Source organism: Nonomuraea sp. NPDC050556 (genome assembly GCF_044457355.1).
GTDB lineage: Bacteria > Actinomycetota > Actinomycetes > Streptosporangiales > Streptosporangiaceae > Nonomuraea.
This window is the reverse complement of the sequence record NZ_JBITGU010000001.1, coordinates 381,733-405,014: the sequence shown is the minus strand read 5'-3', so window position 1 is coordinate 405,014 and position 23,282 is coordinate 381,733. Positions and strand designations below refer to the sequence as shown.

Genomic DNA, 23,282 nt, shown 5'->3' with positions numbered 1-23,282 from the left:
CGGCCACCCCTTAGGACGGACAGCCCAGACCGACGCCCGCCCCTTAGGACGGACGACCCCGATCGCGGCCCGCCCCTCAAGGCGGACGGCAGAGATCGCGGCCCGGACCATAGGGCGGACGGTCCAGATCGCGGCCCGGACCTTTCGGTCCACTGCCCGGACAGGCACTCGACCCGTGGGGCGCAGGGCCCGGATCGCCGTCGGGCCTTTTGGGCGGCAGGGCCACGTCGGCGTTCCCTGCTGGCGGGTCACCGTACGTGCTCGCACCCCACAACGGCGGGTCACCGTACCGCCAGGCCTGCCAGGGCGCCCAAAGCGGCGGCGGTGGGGAGGGTGAGCAGCCAAGCGAGCGCCAGGTTGAGCACCCCAGGCCACCGCACCCGACGCGCCCCATCGCTCGCCGCAGCCCCCACAGCCCCCGCCGACAGCGACTGCGTCATGCTCACCGGACTCCCGAGCGCCGAACTCCCCAGCACCGCAGCAGCCGCAGCCGTCTCCGCAGAGGCGATGTGCAAAGGACGCAACAACGCCAACCCCCGCCCGAGCCGATCCCCCACCCGCCACAAACTCCCCAGCGCCCCCACGCAGAACACGGCAGCCACCAGCACCAGCCACCCGGGCCCAAGCGCAGAAGTCCCCGGTCCGAGCGCCATACCGACCACCGCGAACATCTTCTGCCCATCGTTGATCGCATAAGCCGCACACTGCGCCCCATAGGCGAGCACATGCAGGCCGTACACCAATGACGGCGCACCAGGCATCCGCCGCGAACCAGCCCCGATGAGATAACCCAGCACAAGCCCGACAACCGGCGCCGCCACCCCCGCACCGAGCACTCCCAGAACCCCTGGCCACGAGACAGGAAGCCCCGCCCCGAGCGCCGCCCCGCTGATTCCACCGATCAGCGCGAGCGTCAGGCTGGTCGGCAGCCCGAGCCGGGTCAACGCGATCACCACGACCAGCGCCGCAGCCGCCCCGGCCAGGAACGGCGCGGGCCCGTCCAGCGTGGCCAGCCGCCGGGTGAACGCCTCGGCCACGCCGTACCCGATGAGCGGCGGCCCGCACACCAGCGCCGCTGGAAGGATCAGCCAGGCCCGCGAGCCGGGGAAGCGCAGCGCGAGGGCGACGAGCGCCGCGCCGTCGTTGGCGCCGCACACGAGGACGAAGGCAAGGGTGACGGCCCACGCCATCACCCGTGGTTGACGCGCCAGAAGTCCGACACGGTCTGCCGGTTCTGGAAATCGGCCAGGAGGCTGGCCGGGTCGGTCTGGAAGAGGTCCTTGGCCCAGTCGTTCAGCCCCTCGGGGGTGACGAGGGGCTTGATGCTGCTGTTGCCCGAGATGCCGCCCTCGGCGATCTCGTGCTTGACACCCTCTTCGGTCATGATGAAGTGCACGAACAGCTTGGCGGCATTGGGGTGCTTCGTCTTACCCGCGATAGCCGCATATTTCGGATAGCTGAAGCCAGTGAACGGCTGCATCCCCGTACAGGCCGCCTGGGCGTAACCCTTCTCCTGGTTGTTGCGGAACTTGGAGATCGACATGAACCCGATCTTCACGTCCTTGGCAGCAGGAGCCCCGACAGCCCCCGAAATATCCTCATCCGACCCCGTGAGAACCGGCTGGTTGGCGGCCAGCCGCTTGATCCACTCATCAGCCGCATTCTGTACGGCCTTGCCGTACTTGGCCTGATAGGCCGCCGCCAGCGCTGTTTCGCCATGCGCCTTGAGCTGCGTGAAGAACGACAGCACGGTCGGCTTGCCGAGCGGATCCTGCATGACCACCTTGCCCCGCCACTCAGGCTCGGTGAGATCCCAGACATTCTTCACAGGACACCCATTCGGCGACAACTTCGTGTTGTAGGCGAAGATCGTCGCCTTGGACAGCGCGAGCAGCGGGTTCTGGTTCTCCGCCGGAATCTGCGCAGCCAGGTCAGCCGGGATCCACGTGCTGACGATCTGCTGAGGCAGCAGCTGACCGACAAGCACGCCGCCGTCCTCGTACATGGTGGCGTCGATGGTCACATTGTCAGCCGCATGCTCCCGCGTCATCTTCTCCGCAGTCTCCGGCGAATCCGACTTCACGCCCTCCATGGGGATGCCGTATTTCGCGGTGAACGCCTTGGCCACGTCCTCGATGTCGCCGCTGGAGTCGTAGACGGTGACGCTGCCTTCGGCTTTGGCGGCTGCGATGAGCTTGTCGAGATCGAAGGCGCCGTCCTTGGACGCTTGAGGGACCGCGACCGGCGCTGGAGCCTGACCGCTCCCCGAGGGCGCACATGCGGCGACGGCCAGGACGGTAGTGGTCAGTACGGCGAGCGGGATGCGCATGGCGCGACTCCTTCAGAACATCAGGCCCCGACCGAGATGAACCGAGAATGAACAATCTATGAACATATGTCAAGACATACTGACCTTGAGATGAACAGAAGACACCTTGTCAGGACCCGTGTTTCGCTGCCCAACCCCACGCCCAACCTCTTACAAAGCAGCACAAACCCACCCCCTCGCCACGCAGCCGCTAGCCCACCCCTGGCCGACCCCTCGCCACACAGCCGCAAACCCACCCCTGGCCGACCCCTCGCCACACAGCCGCAAACCCACCCCTGGCCGACCCCTCGCCACACAGCACAAACCCGTCCCCGGCCAACCCATTGCTACACAGCCGCAAGCCCGTCCCCGGCCAACCCATTGCCACGCAGCCGCAAGCCCGTCCCTTGGCAAACGGTCCTCATCCCCCTGCGGACGGACACGAGGCTCCCTGGTCGGCCAACCTGATCCACGCAGCCGTCAATAGCTCTCGCTGGGTCGCCCGACACGGCGGGTGGCTGGCAGGGGTCCACTCGCCGACCAGCGGGGGAGGCCTCTTCCGGGGAACGGTGTCACCGGGTTTGTGAAACGACTTACCCGATGCCGATGAGATCGCCGTTGCCCCGGTCGCGAAGCAACCCCTACGGAGCGGTCAACGCGGTTTCGATCGCTGCGGCGTTTCGTTCCAGCCACGCCTCCTGCCGCTTGATCTCATCGCCGGCGCCCTCCTGCCACATCCGCGCCCAACCCCCGCCCTGCGTCTCGGCGATCTGCTTCATCGAGAACCACGCCCGCCTTGACCGCATCACGGCCACCTCGACGAGCCGGGAACGATCCGTATCCGTCATCCCGTAGGCGTCCGCGAGGATCCGGCAACGGCGCGGCACATCGACGCCCTGTAGCAGCGGATCAGCGTCGACGGGATCAACCAGCGGAGCCCAAGAGAGCATCGCGTTGCACACCTCGTCCACCCTGGAGACCGGCTTGGCCATGTCGAAGTCGATGAGCGCAACGGCCTCGCCGTCCCGGAACACGATGTTGTCAGGCGTGAAGTCCATGTGCCCGACCAACTCGACCGGGTAGGGCGGTGCGGGCGGCATGTCCGGCGGCACGGTGATCTCGCCGAGCCCCATGAAAGGCCGCACCCCATCGGGAAGGACGAAACCGGCGGCCGCGTCATCGTAGGCCCGGACGAGACGACCGACCGAAGCCAACCGCCCCTCGTCGGCGATCCACGCGGGCCTCGGCTGTCCGGCCACCTCGCCGGTGACGAACGTCAGCACCTCACGCCCGGCCGCGTCGATGCCGAGAAATCTCGGTGCACCCTCGAAGCCGACCATCTCCAGGTGGCGGAGCAGGGCATGGACGAGCGAAGCGTTGAAGCCGACCGGCCGCCGCACCGTGTCACCGACGCGCACGACGCCCTCGGTGACATCACCGCCGACCAGCGCGATCTCGGGCCCAGATTCAGGCGGTTCGACATAGGTGGCGGAGCTCAAAGCAATTCCCCTCTTCAATCCGACCGAGTGTCAGACCGTACTGCGGCACACAGGCATGATCGAGTGATTTCCTTGGCCACCTGCCAGAACTTCCCATCGCCGCCGTCCAGAGACTGCATGGCCATCGGCCCGGACTCATGTGCTCCAACCCCGAGCTACCCCGCCGCCCCTGAAGCCCTCGCGTCACCCCCGCCGCCCCCTGAAGCCCCCGCGTCACCCCCGCCGAGCCCGAGGAACTACCAGACCAGACTCGTACGCCGTGACCACCGCCTGCGTACGGTCCCGCAGCCCCAGCTTGTTCAGCACCCTGCTCACATGCGTCTTCACCGTCTCCTCCGTCACCGACAGCCGAACGGCGATCTCCGGATTCGACAACCCCTCAGCCACCAGCCGCAGCACCTGCGTCTCACGCGGCGTGAGCGCCTCAAGCTCAGCCGAAGGCACCGAAGCCGGACGAAGAGCAGCGAACTCACTGATCAACCGCCGAGTAACCGTAGGCGCCAGCAACGCCTCCCCCACCGCGATCACCCGCACCGCCTCGAACAACCGCTCAGCCGTAACGTCCTTCAGCAGAAACCCACTCGCCCCGGCCCGCAGCGCATCATAGATGTATTCATCCAGATCAAACGTAGTAAGGATCAACACCCGCGGCCCACCGGCGAGCTGCCGGGTCGCCTCGATCCCGTTCATCCCCGGCATCCGCACATCCATCAGCACGACATCCGGCGCCAATTCCCGGCACAGCCGTACCGCCTCCACCCCATCAGCCGCGGTCCCCACGACATCGAAGTCCGCCTGCGTGCCCAGCAACTCAGCGAACCCCGTACGGACCACCAGATGATCGTCGGCCACGACGATGCGCACCGCAGCGCTCACCCCACCCCTCACCGCCGTCCAGCACCCTCGTCAACCACACCCGAAACCACCCCGGGCCACCTTCACCATCCGCACGCTACGTCCACTCGCTACCCGAGGCCCGCCGCCCGCTCGCCATCCTCTGACGGCCCGAGTCTTCTCACGAGCACGCTCACTCACAACGCGGCCTCCCGCGGCGGCGGCGCTTCCGACCCACGCGGCGCTTCCGACCCACGCGGCGCTTCCGACCCGCGCGTAGTTTCCCGCGTGCGCATGGCACCTGGTAAGGACGTGGTTCCCGGCAGGATCGCCTCGATCATGAAGCCGCCGCCCTCCGCCGCCCCAGCGCGCAGCCTGCCGCCCACTGCCCCGGCCCGCTCCCGCATGCCGGTCAGCCCATGCCCCTCCACCACGCGATCCGGCTCACCGGTCCATGCCCGACCGTCCGCCACCCGCTCGCGCACGCCACCCGATCCATCACCCTCCACGGCCCGCTCGCGCATGCCACCCGATCCATCACGCTCCACCGCCTGCTCGCGTATGCCAGCCGATCCATCACCCTCCACCGCCTGCTCACGTATGCCAGCCGACCCCACGCCCCACTCGGGCCTACCCGTCACCCCGCGACCCCCCGCCACCCGATCACGCCGACCACCCTCCACCGCCGTCGCCACAGGTCCTGGCCCGTTGTCGCGGATGAGTAGGTGTAGTTCTTCGCCCGTGTAATGCAGCTCCACATCCACCGCCGCCCCCGGAGCGTGTCGCCGCGCGTTCGTGAGCGCCTCCTGCACGATCCGGTGCGCGGCCAGCTCCACCCCCGGGTCGAGCACCACGGGCACCCCGCGCAGGATGAGCCGCACCGCGCTCCCCGAAGCCTCACGCGACTCGTCCAGCAGGTCGTTCAGCTCCCTTAACCGCAGCCCGGGCTGCGGTTCGAGCTCCGCCCCCGAAGCGTCTTCCCGCAGCACGCCAAGCAGCCGCCGCATCTCCGTCAGCGCCGCGCGCGCGGTGTCCCCGATCGCGGACAGCCGTTCCGCCCCCTCCGGAGGCATCCCGGGTACGGCCAGCCGCGCCGTCTCCGCCTGCACCGCGACCATCGAAATGTGGTGCGCCACGACATCATGCAGCTCCCGCGCGATACGCGCCCGCTCCCCCCGCGCGGTGTGCTCGAGCAGGGTGCCCGCGATGACCTGGGTGGCGGCGCTGTTCTCCCTGGCCTCACCCCGCGCCCGCTGAGCAATCCCCGCAAAGGCCGCGGCCGGGGCCAAGCACGCCAGGAGCAGCATGAGCAGCCGCATCCCATCCCCCGACACCAGCGGCCCCTCTTCGGAACCCGACGGCTCCCCGACAACCGGCCCAATCGCCCTGGAACCCGGACCAGCCGACCCCGCCGATCCAGGCTCCCGCTGAGCCGTACCAGCGCTCGCGCCCGCCTGCCCCACAGACAGCAGGCCCGTTCCCAAGCCGGGGTCGTCCTGCTCCACGCCAGCGCCCTGACCACCGGTATACGGCACGGTGGAACTCACGCCCGCACCGTCCAATGCCACCACCGGAGCCAGCACCAGAAAGGGCACGGACACCAGTACGGCGAGCCGCTGCGACCCCGTCCGGCCGAGCACATAGCCAGAGACCAGCTGCGCCCCCACCCCCGCCACGGTGAGCGTCTGGAACGCCACGAGCGACACCACGATCGCCGCGAAGATCACCACAGCGGCGACCGCGGTCTGCGCGCGGATCAGTGCCAATGGCAGCGTCGTGGCCAGCCCGAGCAGCGCGAACACCAGCAGGAACAGCGGCCCGTCCTGCGTCCCCGCCTGCGGTGCGCGCAGCGCGTGCACGACGGCCTCGGCGACCGCCGCGACCGCCAGCCCCACACCTACTACCAGGGGCGCGTGCCTGCCCATGACAAGCCCGCGCCACCACCCTGCCCACGCTCGATGCACGCGACCATTGTGGCCGCCGAGGACGGCTCATACATCCCTCACAGGAGGGACCCCGAGTAGCTGACGCCAGCTACGCGAAAGATGGCTCCGCAGGGCGACGACCCGGCGCCCGCGCACGGCCTAGCCTTCCCGACATGCAGGCAACCATCGAGGTAGACGCGGTGCGCAAGCGCTTCGGCCGCACGCTCGCACTGGACGGCATGGCCTTCACCGTCACGCCCGGCCAGGTCACCGGTTTCGTGGGCCCCAACGGGGCGGGCAAATCCACCACGATGCGGGTGATCCTGGGTTTGGACGCGCCCGACGCGGGCCGCGCGCTCGTGGGCGGGCGACCGTACAGGAGCCTGAAAACCCCACTGAGCCACGTCGGCGCGCTGCTCGACGCGGCGGCGCTCCAGCCCAGCCGTACGGCGCGCAACCATCTCCTCTGGCTCGCCCACTCCCAGGGCATCGGCGCCTCCCGGGTGGACGAGGTGATCGAGCTGGTCGGGTTAGGGACAGCGGCCAGGCGCAGGGCGGGCGGCTTCTCGCTCGGCATGCGCCAGCGGCTCGGCATCGCGGTCGCGCTGCTCGGCGACCCGCCCGTCCTCATGCTCGACGAGCCGTTCAACGGCCTCGATCCCGACGGGATTCTGTGGATGCGCGGCTTTCTGCGCTCGCTGGCCACCGAGGGGCGTGCCGTACTGGTCTCCAGTCATCTGATGAGCGAGCTGGAAGGTACGGCCGGCCACCTGGTGGTGGTCGGGCGCGGCCGGGTCATCGCGGACACCAGCGTGGCCGAGCTGATCGCCGCCGCGTCCGGTGACCGGGTCACGTTGCGCACGACCGCGCGCGTGGAAGCCATGGAGGCTCTCGCCCGTGTCGGTGCCGTCGTGACCGTGACGGACCGCGAGTCGATCACGGTCTCTGGAGTGCCCTCGGAAGAGATCGTCAAGCTGCTGGGCGAGCAAGGCGTGCCGTTCTCCGAAGTCTCCGCCCACCGCGCCACGCTGGAGGCCGCTTACATGGATCTCACCAGGGACGCCGTCGAGTTCCACGGGGTGACAGGATGACCGCCGTCGCCCCCTACCGCTCCGCGGTTCGCCCGACGCGTGACAGGTTCTCCCATCTGGTGCGCGCCGAGTGGACCAAGTTCAGGACGGTGCGCGGCTGGGTGATCACCCTGTCGGCCGCCGCCCTGACCATCATCCTGCTCGGCGTCATGACCGCGACGGGCAACACCATGACCTGCAGCAAGGGCCCGGTCGAGGTTCCCTGCCCCGCCGCGCCCACGGGCCCGGGCGGCGAGGCCGTGACCGACAGGTTCTACTTCGTCCATCGCTCACTGACGGGCGACGGCGCCATCACAGCGCACATCTCCTCCATGTCGGGGCGAATCCGCCGCCCCGATCCTGAGGGCCTGATTCCCGGCATCGTCCCGTGGGCCAAGGCCGGTCTCATGGTCAAGAACGGCGTCCGCCAGGGCGCCGCCTACGCGGCCGTGATGGTCACGGCCAAGCACGGCGTGCGGATGCAACACAACTTCACCGAGGACACCGCCGGATCCGCCGGCGCGCTGCCCCGCTGGCTCCGCCTGGTGCGCTCCGGTGCGACGCTGACCGGCTACGAGTCACCCGACGGCGCCCAATGGACCAAGGTCAGTACGGTCACCCTCGCCGGATTGCCGCAGACCGTGGAGATAGGGATGTTCGCCGCCTCCCCTGGCGACCTGACGGTGACGCAGAGCGTCCTCGGCGCGACCTCGTCCGCCGGGCGCTTCGCCGAGGTCAGCGCCGTCTTCGACCAGGTCGGCGTGCAGGGTGGCGTCAGCGGTGGCACGTGGGCGCGCGACGATGTCGGCGTCGAGATGGAACTCGACGGCAAGACCCCGCATCACCCCGGTGGGCTCGTCCAGTCCGGCGACACGTTCACCCTGACCGGGGTCGGCGACATGGCTCCCGCGATGGAGGACGGCGGCGTGCGCGTGGAGTTCACGCTGACCGGCGCCGTCGTCGGGCTGATCATGGTGATCGTGGTGGCGGCCATGTTCGTCACCGTCGAATACCGGCGCGGCCTGATCAGGACCACCCTGCTCGCCAGCCCGCGGCGCGGCCGGGCACTCGTGGCCAAGGCCGTCGTGATCGGACTGGCCGCCTTCGCCGCCGGGCTGATCGGAGCCGGGGTGACCGTACCGTTGGGCAAGTCGATCATGCTGTCGAAAGGCACCCTCGTCAGCCCTGTGTCCGCGTTCACCGAGGTGCGGGTCATCGTCGGGTTCGCGGCGCTGCTGGCCGCCTTCGCGGTCCTGTCTCTGGGGCTGGGCGCGCTGTTCAGGCGGAGCGTGGTGGGGGTGACGGCGGCCATCGTGCTGATCGTCCTGCCGTACACGCTGGCGACGGTCTCCCTGCTGCCCACTGGGGCGTCGCAGTGGCTGACCAGGATCACCCCGGCTGCCGGCTTCGCCGTACTGCAGAGCATCCCCGAGTACGCCCACGTGCTCGGGCCCTATGCGCCGGCGACGGGCTACTACCCGCTGCCACCGTGGGGCGGTCTGGCTGTGGCGTGCGCATATGCAGGGCTGGCACTGACCCTCGCGACCCTCCGCCTCCGCAGGAGCGACGTATGAACGACCTCGCATCCCAGCCGCCAGGCGTGCCACACAACACTGCAGGCACGAAATCCTCTGTTGCAGCCGAGCCCACCTCGCCCTTCTCAGAAGGTCAGGCGAAACGACACCTGCACGCCGAATGGACCAAACTACGCACCCAGCCAGGCCTCGGGTGGCTACTTCTCGGTCTGATCGCCATCACCGTGGGAGCGAGTGTTACGGCCGCTGCCGTCATGACCTGCGCACCTACAGGTTGCACCCAGGACGCTGCCAGGATCAGCCTCTTCGGCGTGCAAGCGGGCCAGGTGCTGGTCACCATCCTGGCCGTGCTGGCGATCACCGGTGAGTACACCACAGGCATGATCCACACCACCCTCACCGCGATGCCTCGTCGCGGCATCGTCCTCGCGTCCAAGGCGGTTCTGATCACCGGCCTCACCGTCGTCGCGGGAACCATCGGCGTTCTGGCGTCCTTGCAGGCGGGCCGCCTCATCCTGCCTGGCAACGGCTTCCCCCTACTGTCCTTGACCGACGGCGCGACCCTGCGCGCGACCGTTGGCTCGATCCTCTACCTGGCGCTGATCGCCCTGCTCAGCATCGGTGTCGCCGCTGTCATCCGCGACTCGGCCGCGGCGATCGGCGCGGTGCTGGGGCTGCTCTACCTGCCGTCGGTCCTGCAACTACTGATCAAGAACCCGGAGTGGGAGCGGCTGGTGTGGAAGGTCTCACCGATGAGTTCGGGCCTCGCCATCCAGGCCACTACCGACGCATCCAAGCTGCCGTTGAGTCCTTGGGCGGGCCTGGGAGTACTCACCGCCTGGACCTTAGCCGCCTTACTGGGCGGCACCCTCCTGCTACGCCATCGCGACACCTGACCCATTACCGGGTGGCCCACCCGTCAACAACCTCAACCGTCAGCGCCGCCCATCAGCATCGCCGTGGCCGGTCCTCATCACACGAGCGCATCCAGCACTGCCCCGCTGATCCGTTTCCCGACGCGGGGATGAACGTCATCGCCAGTTGCTGGGCGAAGCCGTGGGCTCGGCGCAGGAGGCCCATCGCTCGAGAAACTGCTGACGCTGGATGCACGTCCGGCACCGACCATCGCTCGTGGTTGGAAGGAGCAGCGGAGGGCCACGGCCTGAGGGTTGGGTGCTCTTCCGTTGACGTGGGTCGGGGGTGCGTGAGTCGGCCTAGAGTCGGGTTCATGTCGAGAGTGCTGAGGATCTACGAGGAAGTAGCGGCCGACTACGACCAGGTCGGGCCTGCGTTCTACGAGGCCAACGGGCGTGAGCTGGTCAACCTGGTCGGCCTGCGGGCGGGTGATCGTGTGCTCGATGCCGGGTGTGGTCGGGGTGCCTGCCTCTTTCCTGCCGCCGACCTGGTGGGGCCCAGCGGGGAGGTGATCGGGGTGGATCTGAGTCCGGCGATGGTTGCCCTCGTGGGGGCTCAGGCTCAAGCCCGGACACCGGATGGAGGGCAGGGATTGGCGAATGTGCAGGTCGTGGTTGGCGATGCGCAGGCGCCCGACTTTCCGGCTGGTTCGTTCGACGTGGTGGTGTCTGGGTTCGTGTTGCGGCTGCTGCCGGATCCTCTTGCTGCGCTTCGGGCGTACGCGGAGTTGTTGCGGCCGGGTGGGCGGTTCGGGGCGACCATCTACGCGGCGACGTTTGGTGAGGGGTGGGGCGAGGTGCGGCGGGTGCTCTCGTCGTACATACCGTCGAAGGGCGTCGAGGTGGCGAGTCCGCTGGATCCGGCTTCGGGATTGGCTGGGTTGTTGGAGGGTGCTGGGTTCGGTGAGGTGTTGGTGGTGGATGAGCCGTTCGACATCTGGCTGGCGGATCCGGACGAGTGGTGGCGGTACATGTGGGCCAGCGGGTATCGAGGGATGATGGACGGCATCCCGGCTGCGGACCGGGAGAGGGCGGGAGTTGCCGCGAGGGCGGCGGCAGAGCGACTTCGCGAGCCGGACGGGCGCCTACGGCTACCGCAACAAGTCCGCTACGCCACGGCTACCCGCTAGATCCGACTACCCGCTGAACTCGTCACCTACCTGCTGAGCCCATCACGCTCACGCTGGCCACACACCAGCCCTACTGCGTGACGAGCGCGGGGGATGGGCGGGCGCATACGGGGCGCGGGATGACGGGGGCATGACCCACACATAAGGCACAAACGTGGGGCGGGCGTGGTGTGGCGACGTGAGGATTTCGAGGGCGTGGGGCATCACGGGTTGGCGGGCGTCGACCTCGCGAGGCGTGGCAGGTGTGAGCCTCGCGGGGTGGTGGCGGGCGTCGGCCTTGCGGGGTGGGGCGGGTGTGGGGGTGGGGTTAGACCGAAGTTGGTGGGGGCGGTACTTTTGGCGGTCGGCTGGGGTGGGTGGGGGTCTCTAGCTTGGGGATATGAGACGACTGCTGGGGATTGTGTTGGTTCTTCTGGGCGTGAGTGGGGCTATTGATCAGTTGGTTGGGCAGCCGTTCATGGGGGTGGTGCTCAACCTGTTCAACCGTCTGGTCGTTGAGCGGTTTGAGGTTTTTCAGGGGTATGAGGTTGTGGCGAATCTTGGGTTGGCTGCCATCGGGTGCCTCTTGCTTGTTGTCGCGCCTCGTCGGGTCTAGCGGATCCGACATGTGATCGTTGATGTCCCCGGCATCGGGTCACTGGCGGGTTGTGCGGTGGGTGGCGGCGGCCTGGATGTGGTTGATCATGGCGCGTTCGGCTGTTTCGGGGTCGTTCTGTTCCAATGCGTCCAGGATTTGGGCGTGGGCGGCCAGCTGCTCGGCAGCTACCTCGTCGTCCAGCCACAGTGAGGCGCCTGGGGGGACGGGGAAGGTGGCTCGGACGGCGCGGACATGGGCGCTCAGGAATGCTGGGCCGCCGATGTCGACGATGCGTTGGTGGAAAGCACGGCTCAGTTCGGCTCGGTCCGGTGCGGCGGCTGTGGTCATCTCCTCGTGCAGGGTGCGGAGGTTGGTCAGCTCTGCCGGAGTGATTCTGGTCGCGGCCAGGCGGGCGCCCAAACCCTCCAGTACGGCGCGCACGCCGTAGAACTCGGCCAGCGCGTCGTCGTGCAGATCGACCACGGTCGCCCCGTGGTGCGGCTCGTAGCTGATCAAGCGGTCCTTCTCCAGGCGTCGCAACGCCTCGCGCACGGGGGTTACCGACACGCCGAGGCGCTGCGCCACTGCTGCCGCTCGCAGCGCCGTACCCCCAGGAATGCGCGCTGAGCGGATCTCGTCGAGCAGCACGCCGTACACGTAGTCGGCTTTGCTCATAGGTGTCTGCACTTCTTATAAGTTATATGACTATGGGACCTCTTGCCGATATCCGGGTGATCGACGCCGCTACGCTGTTCGCCGGTCCGTCGGCCGCGATGATGCTGGGCGACTTCGGCGCCGATGTGATCAAGATCGAGCACCCCCGGCGCGGCGACCCCTCGCGCGGGCATGGCGCGTCGGTGGACGGGGTGGGGCTGTGGTGGAAGACGTTGTCGCGCAACAAGCGGACTGCGGCGATCGATCTCTCGCGCGAGGAGGGGCAGGATCTCCTGCGTCGCCTGGCCGAGCGGTCCGATGTGCTGGTGGAGAACTTCCGGCCTGGGACGCTGGAGCGGTGGGGGCTTTCGCCTGAGGCGTTGCTGGAGATCAATCCGCGGCTGATCGTCGCGCGGATGACGGGGTTCGGGCAGTTCGGGCCGATGTCCGGTCAGCCTGGGTTCGGGACGCTTGCTGAGGCGATGAGTGGGTTCGCCGCTATGACCGGCCAGCCTGACGGGCCGCCTACGTTGCCGCCGCTGGCTATGGCGGACGGGATCGCCGGTCTCGCCATGGCGTACGCGATCATGGTCGCGCTTCAGGACAGGGCGCAGACGGGCAGGGGGCAGGTGATCGACATGGCGATCATCGAGCCGATCCTCGGGCTGCTCGGACCGCAGATGACCGCGTACAAGGCGCTCGGTGTGGTGCCGCAGCGCACCGGTAACCGGTCGAGCAGTAACGCGCCGCGCAATACCTACCGCACGCGGGACGGGCGATGGCTGGCGATCTCGACGAGCGCGCAGACGATCGCCGAGCGCGTCGTCACCCTGGTCGGGCGCGCGGATCTGGTCGCGCAGCCGTGGTTCTCCAGCGGGCACGGGCGGGTGCAGCATGTGGACGAACTGGACGAGGCGGTCGGGTCGTGGATCGCGGCTCGGGACGCTGCGGAGGTGATCGCCCGGTTCGAGGAGGCTCAGGCGGCGATCGCTCCTATCTACGACGTGACGGACATCGCGAAGGATCCGCAGTATGAGGCGCTCGGGACGTTTGTGGAGCTGCCTGACGAGGAGCTCGGGTCGGTGACCGTACAGAATGTCATGTTCAGGCTGTCTGAGACTCCGGGTGAGGTGCGTTGGACTGGGCCTTCGCTGGGGCGGCACACCGATGAGGTGCTGACTGATCTGGGGTGTACGGCGGAGCAGATCGCGGCGCTGCGTGAGGCGGGGGTGGTGGCATGAGTGCGCCGTTGACCTGGCTTTATGTGCCTGGGGATCGGCCGGAACGGTTTTCCAAGGCGGTCGATTCCGGGGCCGATGTGGTGATCATCGACCTTGAGGATGCTGTTGCCGAGGCTGACAAGGAGCGGGCGCTTCGTAACGCCGTCGCGTTCTTGAAGGACGGCGCTGGGAAGGTTCCGGTGCATGTGCGGGTGAATGACCTGGCGACGGCGCGGGGGATGGCGGATCTGCGGGCGTTGGCGGATGCGCCGGGGCTGGATGCTGTGCGGTTGCCGAAGGTGGAGGCGGCGCACACGTTGGATCTGCTGGTGGATGTGTTCGCTGGGCGTCCTGTGTCGGCTTATGCGTTGCTGGAGTCGGCGCGGGGGGTTGCGCGGGCGCAGGAGATCGCGGCGCATCCTCGGGTGGCGGGGATCGCGCTCGGGGAGCAGGATCTGGCGGCTGAGCTGGGGATCAGCGATGAGTTCGCGTTCGCTTATCTGCGGATGCAGGCGGTGGTGGCGGCTGCTGCGGCTGGGCTTCCGGGGGTGCCTATGTCGGTGTATGCCAACGTCAGGGATGACGAGGGGTTGGCGGCGTCGTGTTTGCGGGGGCGGGCGCTTGGGTTGTTTGGGCGGACGGCTATTCATCCTCGGCAGATTCCGGTGATTCGGCGGGCATTTCGGCCGTCGGATGAGGAGGTGGCTCGGGCTCGGGAGGTTGTGGGGGCTTCTTCTGGGCGGGGGGCTGTGGCGTTGGCTGATGGGCGCTTCGTTGACGCGCCTATTGTCGCGCGTGCGCAAGCTGTTCTTCGGCTCGCTGAAGAGCTGTCAGACGAGGCCTGACCTTCAAGACCACGACCAAGAGGGAAAAGCGCCTCAAGGCGAGCGCAGGTTGGGCGCAGGTGAAGGGGATAGAAGCAGGCGGCGTGGGGCGTGGGGCCGCGCGCGAGGGTTGGCGCATGTGGCGTTGGCGCGGGATCGTGAGGGAGGTCGGCGCGGGACTGCGCCGGAGGATGGTGCGGGACCGCGCCTGGGGATGGCGCGAGGATGGTGCGGGGCCGCGCGGGAGGTCGGCGCGGGCGTTGGTGCGGGGCCGCTCGAGGTTGGCGCGGGTGTGGGCGGGGTTGGGCGCGGGGCCGCGCGCGAGGTTGATGCGGGGCGTTGATGGGGGGCGTGTGGGAGGTTGGGGTGGGGTTATGGCGTGTGTGGTTCGGGGGGTTGCCGTAAATACGGCGTGGAATATTTGTCAGGACATTCTGACCTCAGCTAACCTGATCACATGACCGCGAACCTGGCGATCGACCTGGACCGCTCCAGCCCCGTGCCGCTCTACTTCCAGGTGGCTGAGCAGATCGCCGAGGCGATCAGGCGGGGCGATCTCGCCCCCGGTTCCCGGCTCGACAACGAGATCCTGCTGGCTGACAAACTGGGCCTGTCGCGGCCGACCATTCGGCAGGCGATCCAGTACCTCGTGGACAAGGGGCTGCTCGTCCGCAAGCGCGGCGTCGGCACTCAGGTCGTGCATGGTCAGGTCAAGCGTAGCGTTGAGCTGACCAGCCTCTACGATGACCTGAGAAGAGCTGGTCAGGAGCCTGCGACGCATGTGCTGGCGCTGGAGCCGCGTCCGGTGGACGAGGAGATCGCCAAGATCCTCGCCGTCGAGCCGGGCACCCAGGCTCTCTATGTTGAACGGCTGCGCTTTGCTTCGGGTGAGCCGCTTGCCGTACTGCACAACTGGCTGCCTGTCGGGCTTGCGCCGCTCACGTCGGAGGGGCTTGAGGCGCGTGGCCTTTATGAGCTGCTGCGTTCTGCGGGGGTTCGGATGCGGGTCGCCAATCAGCGCATAGGGGCTCGTGCGGCTAGTGCGGCGGAGGCCAAGTTGCTGGATGAGCGCCGCGGTGCGCCTCTGCTCACGATGGTGCGCACCACCTATGACGACCAGGGCAGGGCGGTCGAGCACGGCTCGCACATATACCGGGCCTCGCTCTACTCTCTCGAAGTCACCCTTATCGAGCGCTAAAGGTCACGCCCAGAAGAGCGCGGAGGGCAGGCGGCGCTATAGGGCGAAATAGCGGGAGATAGGGGAAGGCTCCAAAAGCTTCACACGGCGCTGGAGGGGACCTCGTCGGCGGCCACCGCGCGGGCGGCGCGGCGTTTCACGTACCAGGTGGTGCAGATCCCGAACAGGACCGCCACCCCCAGCCCCACCCACGAGAACCCCTTGAGCCACTTCTCCGCGACCACCCCCAGGTAGTAGATCACCGCGGTCGTCCCGCCCGCCCAGGCGATCCCTCCGAGCACGTTCGCGACCAGGAACCGCCAGTACGGCATGTGCAAAGCCCCAGCCAGCGGCCCCGCCAGGATGCGCAGCAAGGCGATGAACCGCCCGAAGAACACGGTCCACATGCCGTACTTGTCGAAATAGTGCTCAGCCTTAGCGATATGCGCGGGCCCGAAATGCTTGGGAAAGCGCCGCCCCAGCCGATCGAACATCGGCCGCCCACCCTTACGCCCGATGGCGTACCCGATGGAGTCCCCCACGATCGCCCCCGTGCTCGCGCACACCCCCACCCAGACCGGGCTCACCACACCCTTGGCCGACAGCAGCGCCGCGCTGACCAGCACGATCTCACCGGGCAGCGGAATGCCCAGGCTCTCGATCCCGATCACCACGGCCACGAGCACGCAGATCCACACGGCCGGGATCGTCTGGAGCCAAGCATCGATATGCACCGAGACAGCCTAACCCCGCCCCGTCGAGTCGCGGATAACCAGTTCGCACGGCATGCGGTGGACGCCGGGCGTCGCCCTGCCGTCGATGGCGGCGAACAGGTGCTGAGCGGCCGTCCTGCCGAGCAGCTCCAGCTTCATGTCCACCGTGGTCAGCGCGGGCCGCGTCTCGGTGGAGAGCACCTCCCAGTTGTCGTAGCCCACCACCGCGATGTCGTCCGGGATGCGCCTGCCGCGCTCGCGCACCGCCTCGACCAGCCCGGCCGCGATCTGGTCGCTGCCGCAGAAGACCGCGTCCACGTCGGGGTGCGCCATGAGCAGCATCTCGGCCGCGTGCCTGCCCCACCGCTGCGACCACGTGCCGAACAACGTCTCCCCCACCTGCTCCACCCCGGATTCGGCCAGCGCCAGCCGTACCCCGGAAGCCCTGTCCCTCGCGGCCTGGTAGGGCTCCGGGGCTGCACCTGGCCACGGGCAAGGTCCGTTACGCCGACCTGGCGGAGCGGACGATGTTCAACGTCCTGGCCACGTCCACCGCGCTGGACGGGAGGTCGTTCTTCTACGCGAATCCGCTGCACGTCAGGGTGCCCGCCGCACCTTCGACGTCGCTCAACCAGGCGGCCGAGGGCGGGTTGCGCTCGCCGTGGTTCTCGGTGTCGTGCTGCCCGAACAACATCGCCCGCACGCTGGCCTCGCTGCCCGCGTATTTCGCGACCGGCACGGGGGCGGGCGTGCAGATCCACCAGTACGCCTCGGGCGAGATCCGCTGCGGCGACCAGGTCCTGGAGGTCGAGACGGGCTACCCGTGGTCGGGCGAGGTGCGCGTGCGGGCTTCTGGCTCCGGGCGGGTCTCCCTGCGGGTGCCGCCGTGGGCGTCCGGGGCGACCCTCGCGTACGGCGGCGCCGTACGCGTCGTCGGTCCGGGGTATGCGCACGTGGAGGTGGCGGCGGGCGGCACGGTCGTGCTCGATCTGCCGGTCGCGCCCCGGTGGACACTGCCCGACCGGCGGATCGACGCGGTGCGGGGCAGTGTGGCTGTCGAGCGGGGGACCCTGGTGTACTGCGCCGAGTCGGTGGGCGACGAGCCGCCGCTGGCCGACGTCTCGGTCCTGGCCTCTGAACCGGTGGATCGGGTGATGGAGGTGGACGTCAGGGCATCGCTAGCGGCGCCCGCCCTGCCGTCGTCCGGATGACCGTACAGGCCGGATCGGAGGTGACGTTGCGGCTGGTCCCCTACCACCGGTGGGGCAATCGCGGCCCGGCGACGATGCGCGTGTGGCTACCCCGCGCCTAGGTCACGCGGTCAGCCGCCGGCGCCCACGTTGTTGACGGGCGCGCCGTCCCCGGTGACCGGCAGGTCACCGCGTCGCACCGGGGGCGGCGACGGGGATGGCGTCCCCCTCACTTTGACGTTCCGTGCCCCCTCGACCGCCGCCTTCATCGTGGCCCTGTCCACGTCGCCAAGCTCGGCCGTCAGGCGAATGAAGTGGTCGCCGCGCACCGCCGTGTACTCCTGCCTTCCGCCGCCCGACCGGTACCACCCCGACCCGTCCGGCTCACAGGCGGTGTCGCGGTCGATGCGCAACTCCACCACCCTGCTGCCGCCGTCCGCGGTGTAGACGGCGCCGAACCCCTCATCGCCCACCACGCCGACGGACTGCTCGTTGAGGGTGAACCCGGGCAGCTCGACCAGGTAGATCAGGTCAGCCGCCACCCCCTGGCGGAGGGCCTGATCGATGGCGAGACTCTCGGTTCCGCAGCCGCGCATGCGTTCCTTCACTCACTCACTCTGCCGGAGAGCCCGCCCCCTGGGAAGATCAGTAAGCGTCAGGACAAGATTCCCGTCATCCTGAAGGGTCCCCCGCCCGTCGCGGCGCAGGGACTGCCCTGACAACCGACCGGGAACCACCGCGCGGGCAGGCTCACCTTGTCCGCTGAGGGGACGACCGGCTTCCTGGTACACCGACGGCCCGAGACCAAACCGAGCACAGCGACGATGGCGGCCGTGCGCGAACCGTTGTCCCTGTTGCTTGCCATGCCGACCTCTCCCGGTCACCGACGGGCCAGAATGGCGAGGATCATCGCGAACGCCACAACGGCAGCTCCAACGCCCCCGAACTCCCCCTCTTCAGCACTTCGTAGCAACGGGTCGAGGGTGTTGCATGCCGATCACCCCTGTCAACAACCAGGAGATTCGGGCGGACTTCACTAGTTCGCGCTGCTCAGCTCCAGTTTTTCGACGTTCAGATACTGGGCGGGGACCTGGTGGCCGATGGCGTAGAAGGGTTTCCCCGCGTTGTCCAGCTTGATGTCCCCGGACTCTCCGCCCCCGCTCCAATGCAGCACCGCCGTCCATGCGACCACAGCCTTCTGGCTCTTGGCGTGTAGAACGATGACCTCGGGCTCACTCATGCTCACCTTGTAAGGGAACGGCTCGGGAGGCTTCCCGGCAGCGTCCGGGACGGGAGTGGCGATCCGTGTCTTCGCGTCGAACTGGTAGTGCCGCTCCGGAATGCTCTCTCCGCACCCGGCGGGCTTGTCACTTCTGAGCCTGATGATCGAGCCCTCGATCTTGGTCTTTGCCGTCTGGACGATGGGCTTGATGTCGCGCAGGACGACAGCGTTCTCGTCCTTACCCGTGACCGTGAACCGGACGCCCGAGAAGTCCGTTTCCGGCTCGGCTCCCGCTTCAAGAAGAGCCTTCTCGGCCGACGCGTACCGGTCGGCGAGCGAGGCGTTCGCGGGTAACGCTCCCAACCTGTCCCGGACTCTCCGTAGAACGCTTTCGGCGGGTTCGGGCAGGTAGAACGACAGGCACGTGCTGTCGACAGCCTGCTTCTCGATCTCGATCGCGACATCGGGTTCGCGCGATTCGTTGAGCTTGGTGAAGATCTCCAGCCCGCCCTGCTGGATCCATCCGGCGAGTACTGCCACCACGACAGCGGAGACGCCGGTCACGACGGAAGGCCTCCGCCACCAGGGGCGTCGTTCCGTTGACGATGCATTCGGGGATTCGGACATTCTCCACCCTTGCCATCATGTGCGTCAGAGCAGGTTACTGATCATCACCTCGACTCTCGAGGTTCAACAGGTGCGCCGCATGCTCGAACTCTGGTTGAATAGGTTTTGAATAAGTTATCTCTGAGGAGGTGACCGATGGACGTGCTCGCCGAGTGCTACCGCACCCACGCCCCGATGGTCCGTGCCTACCTGCGCCGGATGGTCGCTCCGCAGGACCTCGACGACCTGACGCAGGTCGTCTTCACCGAGGTCTGGCGTTCCCGGCGTCGCTTCGACCCGGCGCGGAACCTGGAGTCGTGGATCCTGACCATCGCGCACCGCCGGGCCGTGGACCATCTGCGGATCCGTCGCCTGACCACCGTGTCCCTCGACGCGGTCGCGGACCCGGCCGGTCACGACGGGCGCGACGACGGGGAGGACCTGGCCAACCGCGACCTGGTCGGCCGGGCGCTCGAGCAGCTGCCGGACGCCCAGCGCCAGGCGATCGAGCTCGCCTACTGGGACGAGCTGAGCCAGCGCGAGATCGCCGAACGCCTGCACGTCCCCCTCGGCACGATCAAGGCCAGGACGGCGCGCGGCCTGCACCGCCTGCACACGCTGCTGGCGGCGTCATGACCAGGCCCAGGGTCGCGGTGTCGAGCTGCCTGCTCGGCGAGCCCGTCCGGTTCAACGGCGGCCACAGCCGCGACCGCTTCCTCGCCGGACTGCTCGACCCGTACGTCGACTGGGTGCCCATCTGCCCGGAGATGGAGATCGGCCTCGGCGCTCCCCGCGAGACGGTGCGCCTGGAGGTCGGGCCACGCCTGATGACCCGTACGACCCGCGTGGACCTCACCGACCGCATGACCACCCTCGCCCGCGAGCGCGCGGGCGGCCTGGTCGCCGACGGGTACGTCTTCAAGGCCAGGAGCCCGAGCTGCGGCATCCACGGCATCCCCCTCTACGGCCCGGAAGGGCAGCCGGTCGACCGGCGCAACCGCGGCATGTTCTCCGGCGCCGTCATGGACGCCCACCCGCTGCTGCCCGTGGAGGACGAGGGGCGGCTCAACGACGCGTTGCTGCGCGAGTCGTTCGTCGAGCGGGTCTTCGCCCACGCCCGGCTGCGCGAGCTCCTCGACGGCGGCAGTCGGCCGGGCGACCTGGTGGCCTTCCACACCAGGCACAAGATGCAGCTCCTCGCCCACGACCCCGAGCTGTACCGGCAGGCGGGCCGGATCGTGGCGGGAGGTCCGGGCGTCTACGCGGAGGTGTTCCAGCGCGCCCTGGCCAGGAAGGCCAGTCCCGGCAGGAACGTCAACGTGCTCCACCACTGCCTGGGCATGCTCGACCTCGACGCCGTCCGCACCGCCGACCTGCTCGCGGTGATCGACTCCTACAAGGCGGGCCTGGTGCCGCTCAGCGTGCCCACCACCCTGCTGCGCCACCACGCGCACGGGCAGAACGCCGGGTACGTGCGGGACCAGACCTTCTTCTCCCCCTATCCCGACACCCTCCGCCTGCGCAACCACACTCCAGCGGACGCGTGAGCCATGGCTGTCTGCCTGGTGACCGGCGCGACAGGATACATCGGCGGCCGGCTCGTGCCCGAACTGCTCGCCTACGGCCATCACGTGCGGTGCATGGTGCGGTCGCCGGCCCGGCTGCGTGACCTGCCGTGGGCCGGCCGTACCGAGATCGTGACCGCCGACGCCCTCGATCCCGTCGCCACGCGGTCCGCGCTGGACGGCGTCGAGGTCGCCTACTACCTGATCCACACCATGGGCGGAGGCGACGGCTTCGCCTCCTCCGACCGTGCCGCCGCCCGGACCTTCGCCGCGGCTGCCGAAGCGGCCGGAGTCCGCAGGATCATCTACCTGGGCGGCCTCTCCGACGGCGCGGAGCTGTCGCCGCACCTGAGCTCGCGGGCCGAGGTGGCGCGCATCTTCCTCGACTGCCGGGTGCCCGCCGTCGTCCTGCGCGCCGCTGTGATCATCGGATCGGGTTCCGCCTCCTTCGAGATGCTGCGCCAACTCACCGAGCGGCTCCCGGTGATGACCACTCCCCGCTGGGTGCACAGCCGTACGCAACCCATCGCCGTGCGCGACGTCCTGCGCTACCTTCGCGGCTGGGCCTCGGTCCCTGGAGAGGTCAACAGGACCTTCGACATCGGCGGCCCCGACGTGCTGACATATGCCGACATGATGCGCGGTTACGCGACAGCCGCCGGACTGCCGCGACGCCTGATCATCGCGGTGCCCCTGCTGAGCCCGTGGCTGTCCAGCCATTGGGTCGGCCTGGTCACGCCGGTGCCCGCCTCCATCGCGCGCCCGCTGGTGGAGTCCCTGCGCAACGAGACCGTGTGCCGCGAGCACGACGTCTCGGCCTACGTCCACGACCCGAAGGACGGCCTGATCGGCTTCACGCTCGCGGTCACGCTGGCGCTGCAGAAGATCAAGGAGGCCGATGTGGCGACCCGCTGGTCCTCGGCCTCGTCACCCGGCGCACCCAGCGACCCGCTGCCCACCGACCCCGACTGGGCGGGAGGCAGCCTCTACATCGATCGCCGCACCCTGGCCTGCGACGTCCCGCCGGAGGCCGTGTGGAAGGTCATCGAGGGCATCGGCGGGGACAACGGCTGGTACTCCCTTCCCGCCGCCTGGAAGGTGCGCGGCGCACTCGACAGGATCGTGGGCGGGGTGGGCCTGCGCCGGGGCCGGCGCGACCCGCAGAGGCTGCGGATCGGCGACTCCATCGACTTCTGGCGGGTGGAGGAGATCGAGCCGGGCCGCCTGCTGCGTCTGCGCGCCGAGATGCGGCTGCCCGGCCTGGCCTGGCTGGAGCTGAGCGTCCGTTGCGAGGGTGACCGTACCGTCTACGAGCAGCGGGCGATCTTCCACCCGCACGGGTTGCTGGGCCATCTCTACTGGCGGGCGCTCGCGCCGTTCCACGGGTTGATCTTCGGCAAGATGCCGCGCGCCATCGTGGTCAGCGCACGGTCCGCATGAGACGGGTCACGGCCGCGTCCAGCGAGTCCACGCGGGTCACCGTACGCGGGAGGCCGTTCCACCAGCCGGGGCCGCCGACCACGACCGGGCAGGGCGGGCGCAGCGCGGGCAGCGCCAGCAGCGGCGCCGGGTCGCCGGTCGACTCCTGCTGCGACCAGACGAAGACCGCGCAGGGCCCCAGCGTCCGCATCGCGTCGGCCAGGGCAGGGTACGGCGTGCGCGCGCCCAGCACGCGCGCCTCCACCCGCATCGCGGTGGACAGCACCGCGCCCAGGGCGTACACGGGCAGGCTGTGTTGTTCGTCCTCGGCGCAGGCCAGCAGCACGGGACGGTCGTTGACCGGCGCGGCAGGACGCTCCACCAGGCGGTGCAGCGCCGCCAGGACCCGGTCGGAGAACACGTGCTCGACCTCGACGCCCCCACCGGTACGCGCCTGACGTCCGCTGATCGTCTCGAAGACCGGCAGCACCAGGCCTTTCCACGTCCAGGCCACGCCGTGGCGGGCGATCGCGGCGGCCAGTCCCTCGTCCAGCACCCGGCTGTCGAGCATCGCCGCCGCCCTGGCCAGCATCGCGGCCGACGGCAGCGCCACGCCCGGCGCTTCGGCGGGCGGCGGCTCGGCCTCCACCGGCCTGCTGTCCAGGCGCAGCCGTAGCGCGGCGTGTGCTGCCTCGGCGGGCGGCATGCCCTCGTGGATCAGCCGGTTCATCTCGTGGAGGCGGCGGAGGTCCGTCCCGTCGTAGCGGCGGTGGCCGCCGGGGCTGCGCCTGCTCGGGCCTATGCCGTACCTGAGGTTCCAGGTGCGCAGCGTGGCGGCGGGCACGCCGAGGCGCCGGGCCACCGCCCCGATCCCGTACCCTTCCTCGCCCACGGCCCTAT

At 68.9% G+C, this 23,282-nt stretch carries 23 protein-coding genes and 1 pseudogene; 13 read left to right on the top strand and 11 right to left on the bottom strand.

Annotated elements, in window-relative coordinates:
* Positions 1 to 281: 281 nt before the first annotated feature.
* The 5 genes from ACIBG8_RS02010 to ACIBG8_RS01990 form a co-directional block, all read right to left on the bottom strand.
* The gene (locus ACIBG8_RS02010) at positions 282 to 1,190 is read right to left on the bottom strand and encodes an inorganic phosphate transporter (protein WP_397340574.1); all 909 of its coding nucleotides are present in this window, start codon (positions 1,188 to 1,190) and stop codon (positions 282 to 284) included.
* Positions 1,190 to 2,329, bottom strand: coding sequence for an ABC transporter substrate-binding protein (locus tag ACIBG8_RS02005; RefSeq protein WP_397340573.1), 1,140 nt, complete (start codon positions 2,327 to 2,329; stop codon positions 1,190 to 1,192). Before ACIBG8_RS02005 ends, ACIBG8_RS02010 begins: the two co-directional genes overlap by 1 nt.
* A 620-nt stretch (positions 2,330 to 2,949) precedes the next feature.
* Positions 2,950 to 3,807, bottom strand: coding sequence for a phosphotransferase (locus ACIBG8_RS02000; RefSeq protein ID WP_397340572.1), 858 nt, complete (start codon positions 3,805 to 3,807; stop codon positions 2,950 to 2,952).
* A 213-nt stretch (positions 3,808 to 4,020) separates the two neighbouring features.
* The gene (locus tag ACIBG8_RS01995; RefSeq protein WP_397340571.1) at positions 4,021 to 4,671 is read right to left on the bottom strand and encodes a response regulator; all 651 of its coding nucleotides are present in this window, start codon (positions 4,669 to 4,671) and stop codon (positions 4,021 to 4,023) included.
* Positions 4,672 to 4,838: 167 nt separating this feature from the next.
* Positions 4,839 to 6,605, bottom strand: coding sequence for a sensor histidine kinase (locus tag ACIBG8_RS01990; RefSeq protein ID WP_397340569.1), 1,767 nt, complete (start codon positions 6,603 to 6,605; stop codon positions 4,839 to 4,841).
* A gap of 134 nt (positions 6,606 to 6,739) precedes the next feature.
* On the opposite strand from ACIBG8_RS01990, the gene ACIBG8_RS01985 reads away from it, so the two are divergent.
* From ACIBG8_RS01985 to ACIBG8_RS01965, 5 genes are all read left to right on the top strand, one after another.
* Positions 6,740 to 7,657 (top strand): ATP-binding cassette domain-containing protein, encoded by a 918-nt coding sequence (locus ACIBG8_RS01985; protein WP_397340568.1) that lies wholly within the window; start codon positions 6,740 to 6,742, stop codon positions 7,655 to 7,657.
* Complete coding sequence (locus ACIBG8_RS01980) at positions 7,654 to 9,210, top strand: ABC transporter permease subunit (protein WP_397340567.1); 1,557 nt, start codon at positions 7,654 to 7,656, stop codon at positions 9,208 to 9,210. Before ACIBG8_RS01985 ends, ACIBG8_RS01980 begins: the two co-directional genes overlap by 4 nt.
* Positions 9,207 to 10,067, top strand: coding sequence for an ABC transporter permease (locus tag ACIBG8_RS01975; protein ID WP_397340566.1), 861 nt, complete (start codon positions 9,207 to 9,209; stop codon positions 10,065 to 10,067). The genes ACIBG8_RS01980 and ACIBG8_RS01975 overlap by 4 nt, the downstream gene beginning before the upstream one ends.
* A gap of 332 nt (positions 10,068 to 10,399) precedes the next feature.
* Positions 10,400 to 11,215, top strand: coding sequence for a class I SAM-dependent methyltransferase (locus tag ACIBG8_RS01970; RefSeq protein WP_397340565.1), 816 nt, complete (start codon positions 10,400 to 10,402; stop codon positions 11,213 to 11,215).
* A gap of 379 nt (positions 11,216 to 11,594) precedes the next feature.
* Positions 11,595 to 11,810: a hypothetical protein gene (locus ACIBG8_RS01965; protein ID WP_397340564.1), complete on the top strand. Its 216-nt coding sequence runs from the start codon at positions 11,595 to 11,597 to the stop codon at positions 11,808 to 11,810.
* Positions 11,811 to 11,849: 39 nt separating this feature from the next.
* Here the strand turns inward: ACIBG8_RS01965 and ACIBG8_RS01960 are convergent, their stop codons facing one another.
* A complete protein-coding gene (locus ACIBG8_RS01960; RefSeq protein ID WP_397340563.1) occupies positions 11,850 to 12,467 on the bottom strand; it encodes a GntR family transcriptional regulator in 618 nt (205 codons plus the stop codon).
* Positions 12,468 to 12,499: 32 nt separating this feature from the next.
* Here ACIBG8_RS01960 and ACIBG8_RS01955 point away from each other — a divergent pair, with 32 nt between their 5' ends.
* The 3 genes from ACIBG8_RS01955 to ACIBG8_RS01945 all read left to right on the top strand — a co-directional run bounded on the left by ACIBG8_RS01955 (position 12,500) and on the right by ACIBG8_RS01945 (position 15,688).
* The gene (locus tag ACIBG8_RS01955) at positions 12,500 to 13,687 is read left to right on the top strand and encodes a CaiB/BaiF CoA transferase family protein (protein WP_397343883.1); all 1,188 of its coding nucleotides are present in this window, start codon (positions 12,500 to 12,502) and stop codon (positions 13,685 to 13,687) included.
* Positions 13,684 to 14,511 (top strand): HpcH/HpaI aldolase/citrate lyase family protein, encoded by an 828-nt coding sequence (locus ACIBG8_RS01950; RefSeq protein ID WP_397340562.1) that lies wholly within the window; start codon positions 13,684 to 13,686, stop codon positions 14,509 to 14,511. The genes ACIBG8_RS01955 and ACIBG8_RS01950 overlap by 4 nt, the downstream gene beginning before the upstream one ends.
* Before the next feature lie 436 nt (positions 14,512 to 14,947).
* The gene (locus ACIBG8_RS01945; protein WP_397340561.1) at positions 14,948 to 15,688 is read left to right on the top strand and encodes a GntR family transcriptional regulator; all 741 of its coding nucleotides are present in this window, start codon (positions 14,948 to 14,950) and stop codon (positions 15,686 to 15,688) included.
* Positions 15,689 to 15,768: 80 nt separating this feature from the next.
* Here ACIBG8_RS01945 and ACIBG8_RS01940 read toward each other — a convergent pair whose 3' ends face one another.
* Together ACIBG8_RS01940 and ACIBG8_RS01935 are read right to left on the bottom strand one after the other, a co-directional pair.
* Positions 15,769 to 16,401, bottom strand: a complete 633-nt coding sequence (locus ACIBG8_RS01940; protein ID WP_397340560.1) for a DedA family protein — start codon at positions 16,399 to 16,401, stop codon at positions 15,769 to 15,771.
* Positions 16,402 to 16,410: 9 nt separating this feature from the next.
* Positions 16,411 to 16,830, bottom strand: a pseudogene (locus ACIBG8_RS01935) (substrate-binding domain-containing protein); the annotation flags it as partial.
* Between the two features lie 77 nt (positions 16,831 to 16,907).
* Between ACIBG8_RS01935 and ACIBG8_RS01930 the strand changes: the two are divergent.
* Together ACIBG8_RS01930 and ACIBG8_RS01925 are read left to right on the top strand one after the other, a co-directional pair.
* Positions 16,908 to 17,591 (top strand): beta-L-arabinofuranosidase domain-containing protein, encoded by a 684-nt coding sequence (locus tag ACIBG8_RS01930; protein WP_397340559.1) that lies wholly within the window; start codon positions 16,908 to 16,910, stop codon positions 17,589 to 17,591.
* Complete coding sequence (locus tag ACIBG8_RS01925; protein ID WP_397340558.1) at positions 17,588 to 17,692, top strand: hypothetical protein; 105 nt, start codon at positions 17,588 to 17,590, stop codon at positions 17,690 to 17,692. Before ACIBG8_RS01930 ends, ACIBG8_RS01925 begins: the two co-directional genes overlap by 4 nt.
* A 9-nt stretch (positions 17,693 to 17,701) precedes the next feature.
* On the opposite strand, the gene ACIBG8_RS01920 is transcribed toward ACIBG8_RS01925, so the two are convergent.
* Together ACIBG8_RS01920 and ACIBG8_RS01915 are read right to left on the bottom strand one after the other, a co-directional pair.
* Complete coding sequence (locus tag ACIBG8_RS01920) at positions 17,702 to 18,178, bottom strand: hypothetical protein (protein ID WP_397340557.1); 477 nt, start codon at positions 18,176 to 18,178, stop codon at positions 17,702 to 17,704.
* A gap of 428 nt (positions 18,179 to 18,606) precedes the next feature.
* Positions 18,607 to 19,356, bottom strand: coding sequence for a hypothetical protein (locus ACIBG8_RS01915; protein ID WP_397340556.1), 750 nt, complete (start codon positions 19,354 to 19,356; stop codon positions 18,607 to 18,609).
* 198 nt (positions 19,357 to 19,554) lie between these two features.
* Here ACIBG8_RS01915 and ACIBG8_RS01910 point away from each other — a divergent pair, with 198 nt between their 5' ends.
* The 3 genes from ACIBG8_RS01910 to ACIBG8_RS01900 are packed head-to-tail and all read left to right on the top strand — an operon-like array spanning position 19,555 to position 22,403.
* Positions 19,555 to 20,034 carry an RNA polymerase sigma factor gene (locus tag ACIBG8_RS01910; protein ID WP_397340555.1) on the top strand — a complete coding sequence of 160 codons (480 nt, stop codon included), beginning with the start codon at positions 19,555 to 19,557 and terminating at the stop codon, positions 20,032 to 20,034.
* Positions 20,031 to 20,945 (top strand): YbgA family protein, encoded by a 915-nt coding sequence (locus ACIBG8_RS01905; protein WP_397340554.1) that lies wholly within the window; start codon positions 20,031 to 20,033, stop codon positions 20,943 to 20,945. The genes ACIBG8_RS01910 and ACIBG8_RS01905 overlap by 4 nt, the downstream gene beginning before the upstream one ends.
* 3 nt (positions 20,946 to 20,948) lie before the next feature.
* Positions 20,949 to 22,403, top strand: a complete 1,455-nt coding sequence (locus ACIBG8_RS01900) for an SDR family oxidoreductase (RefSeq protein WP_397340553.1) — start codon at positions 20,949 to 20,951, stop codon at positions 22,401 to 22,403.
* Here ACIBG8_RS01900 and ACIBG8_RS01895 read toward each other — a convergent pair.
* Positions 22,384 to 23,274, bottom strand: coding sequence for a MerR family transcriptional regulator (locus ACIBG8_RS01895; protein ID WP_397340552.1), 891 nt, complete (start codon positions 23,272 to 23,274; stop codon positions 22,384 to 22,386). The genes ACIBG8_RS01900 and ACIBG8_RS01895 overlap by 20 nt on opposite strands.
* Positions 23,275 to 23,282: the final 8 nt, after the last annotated feature.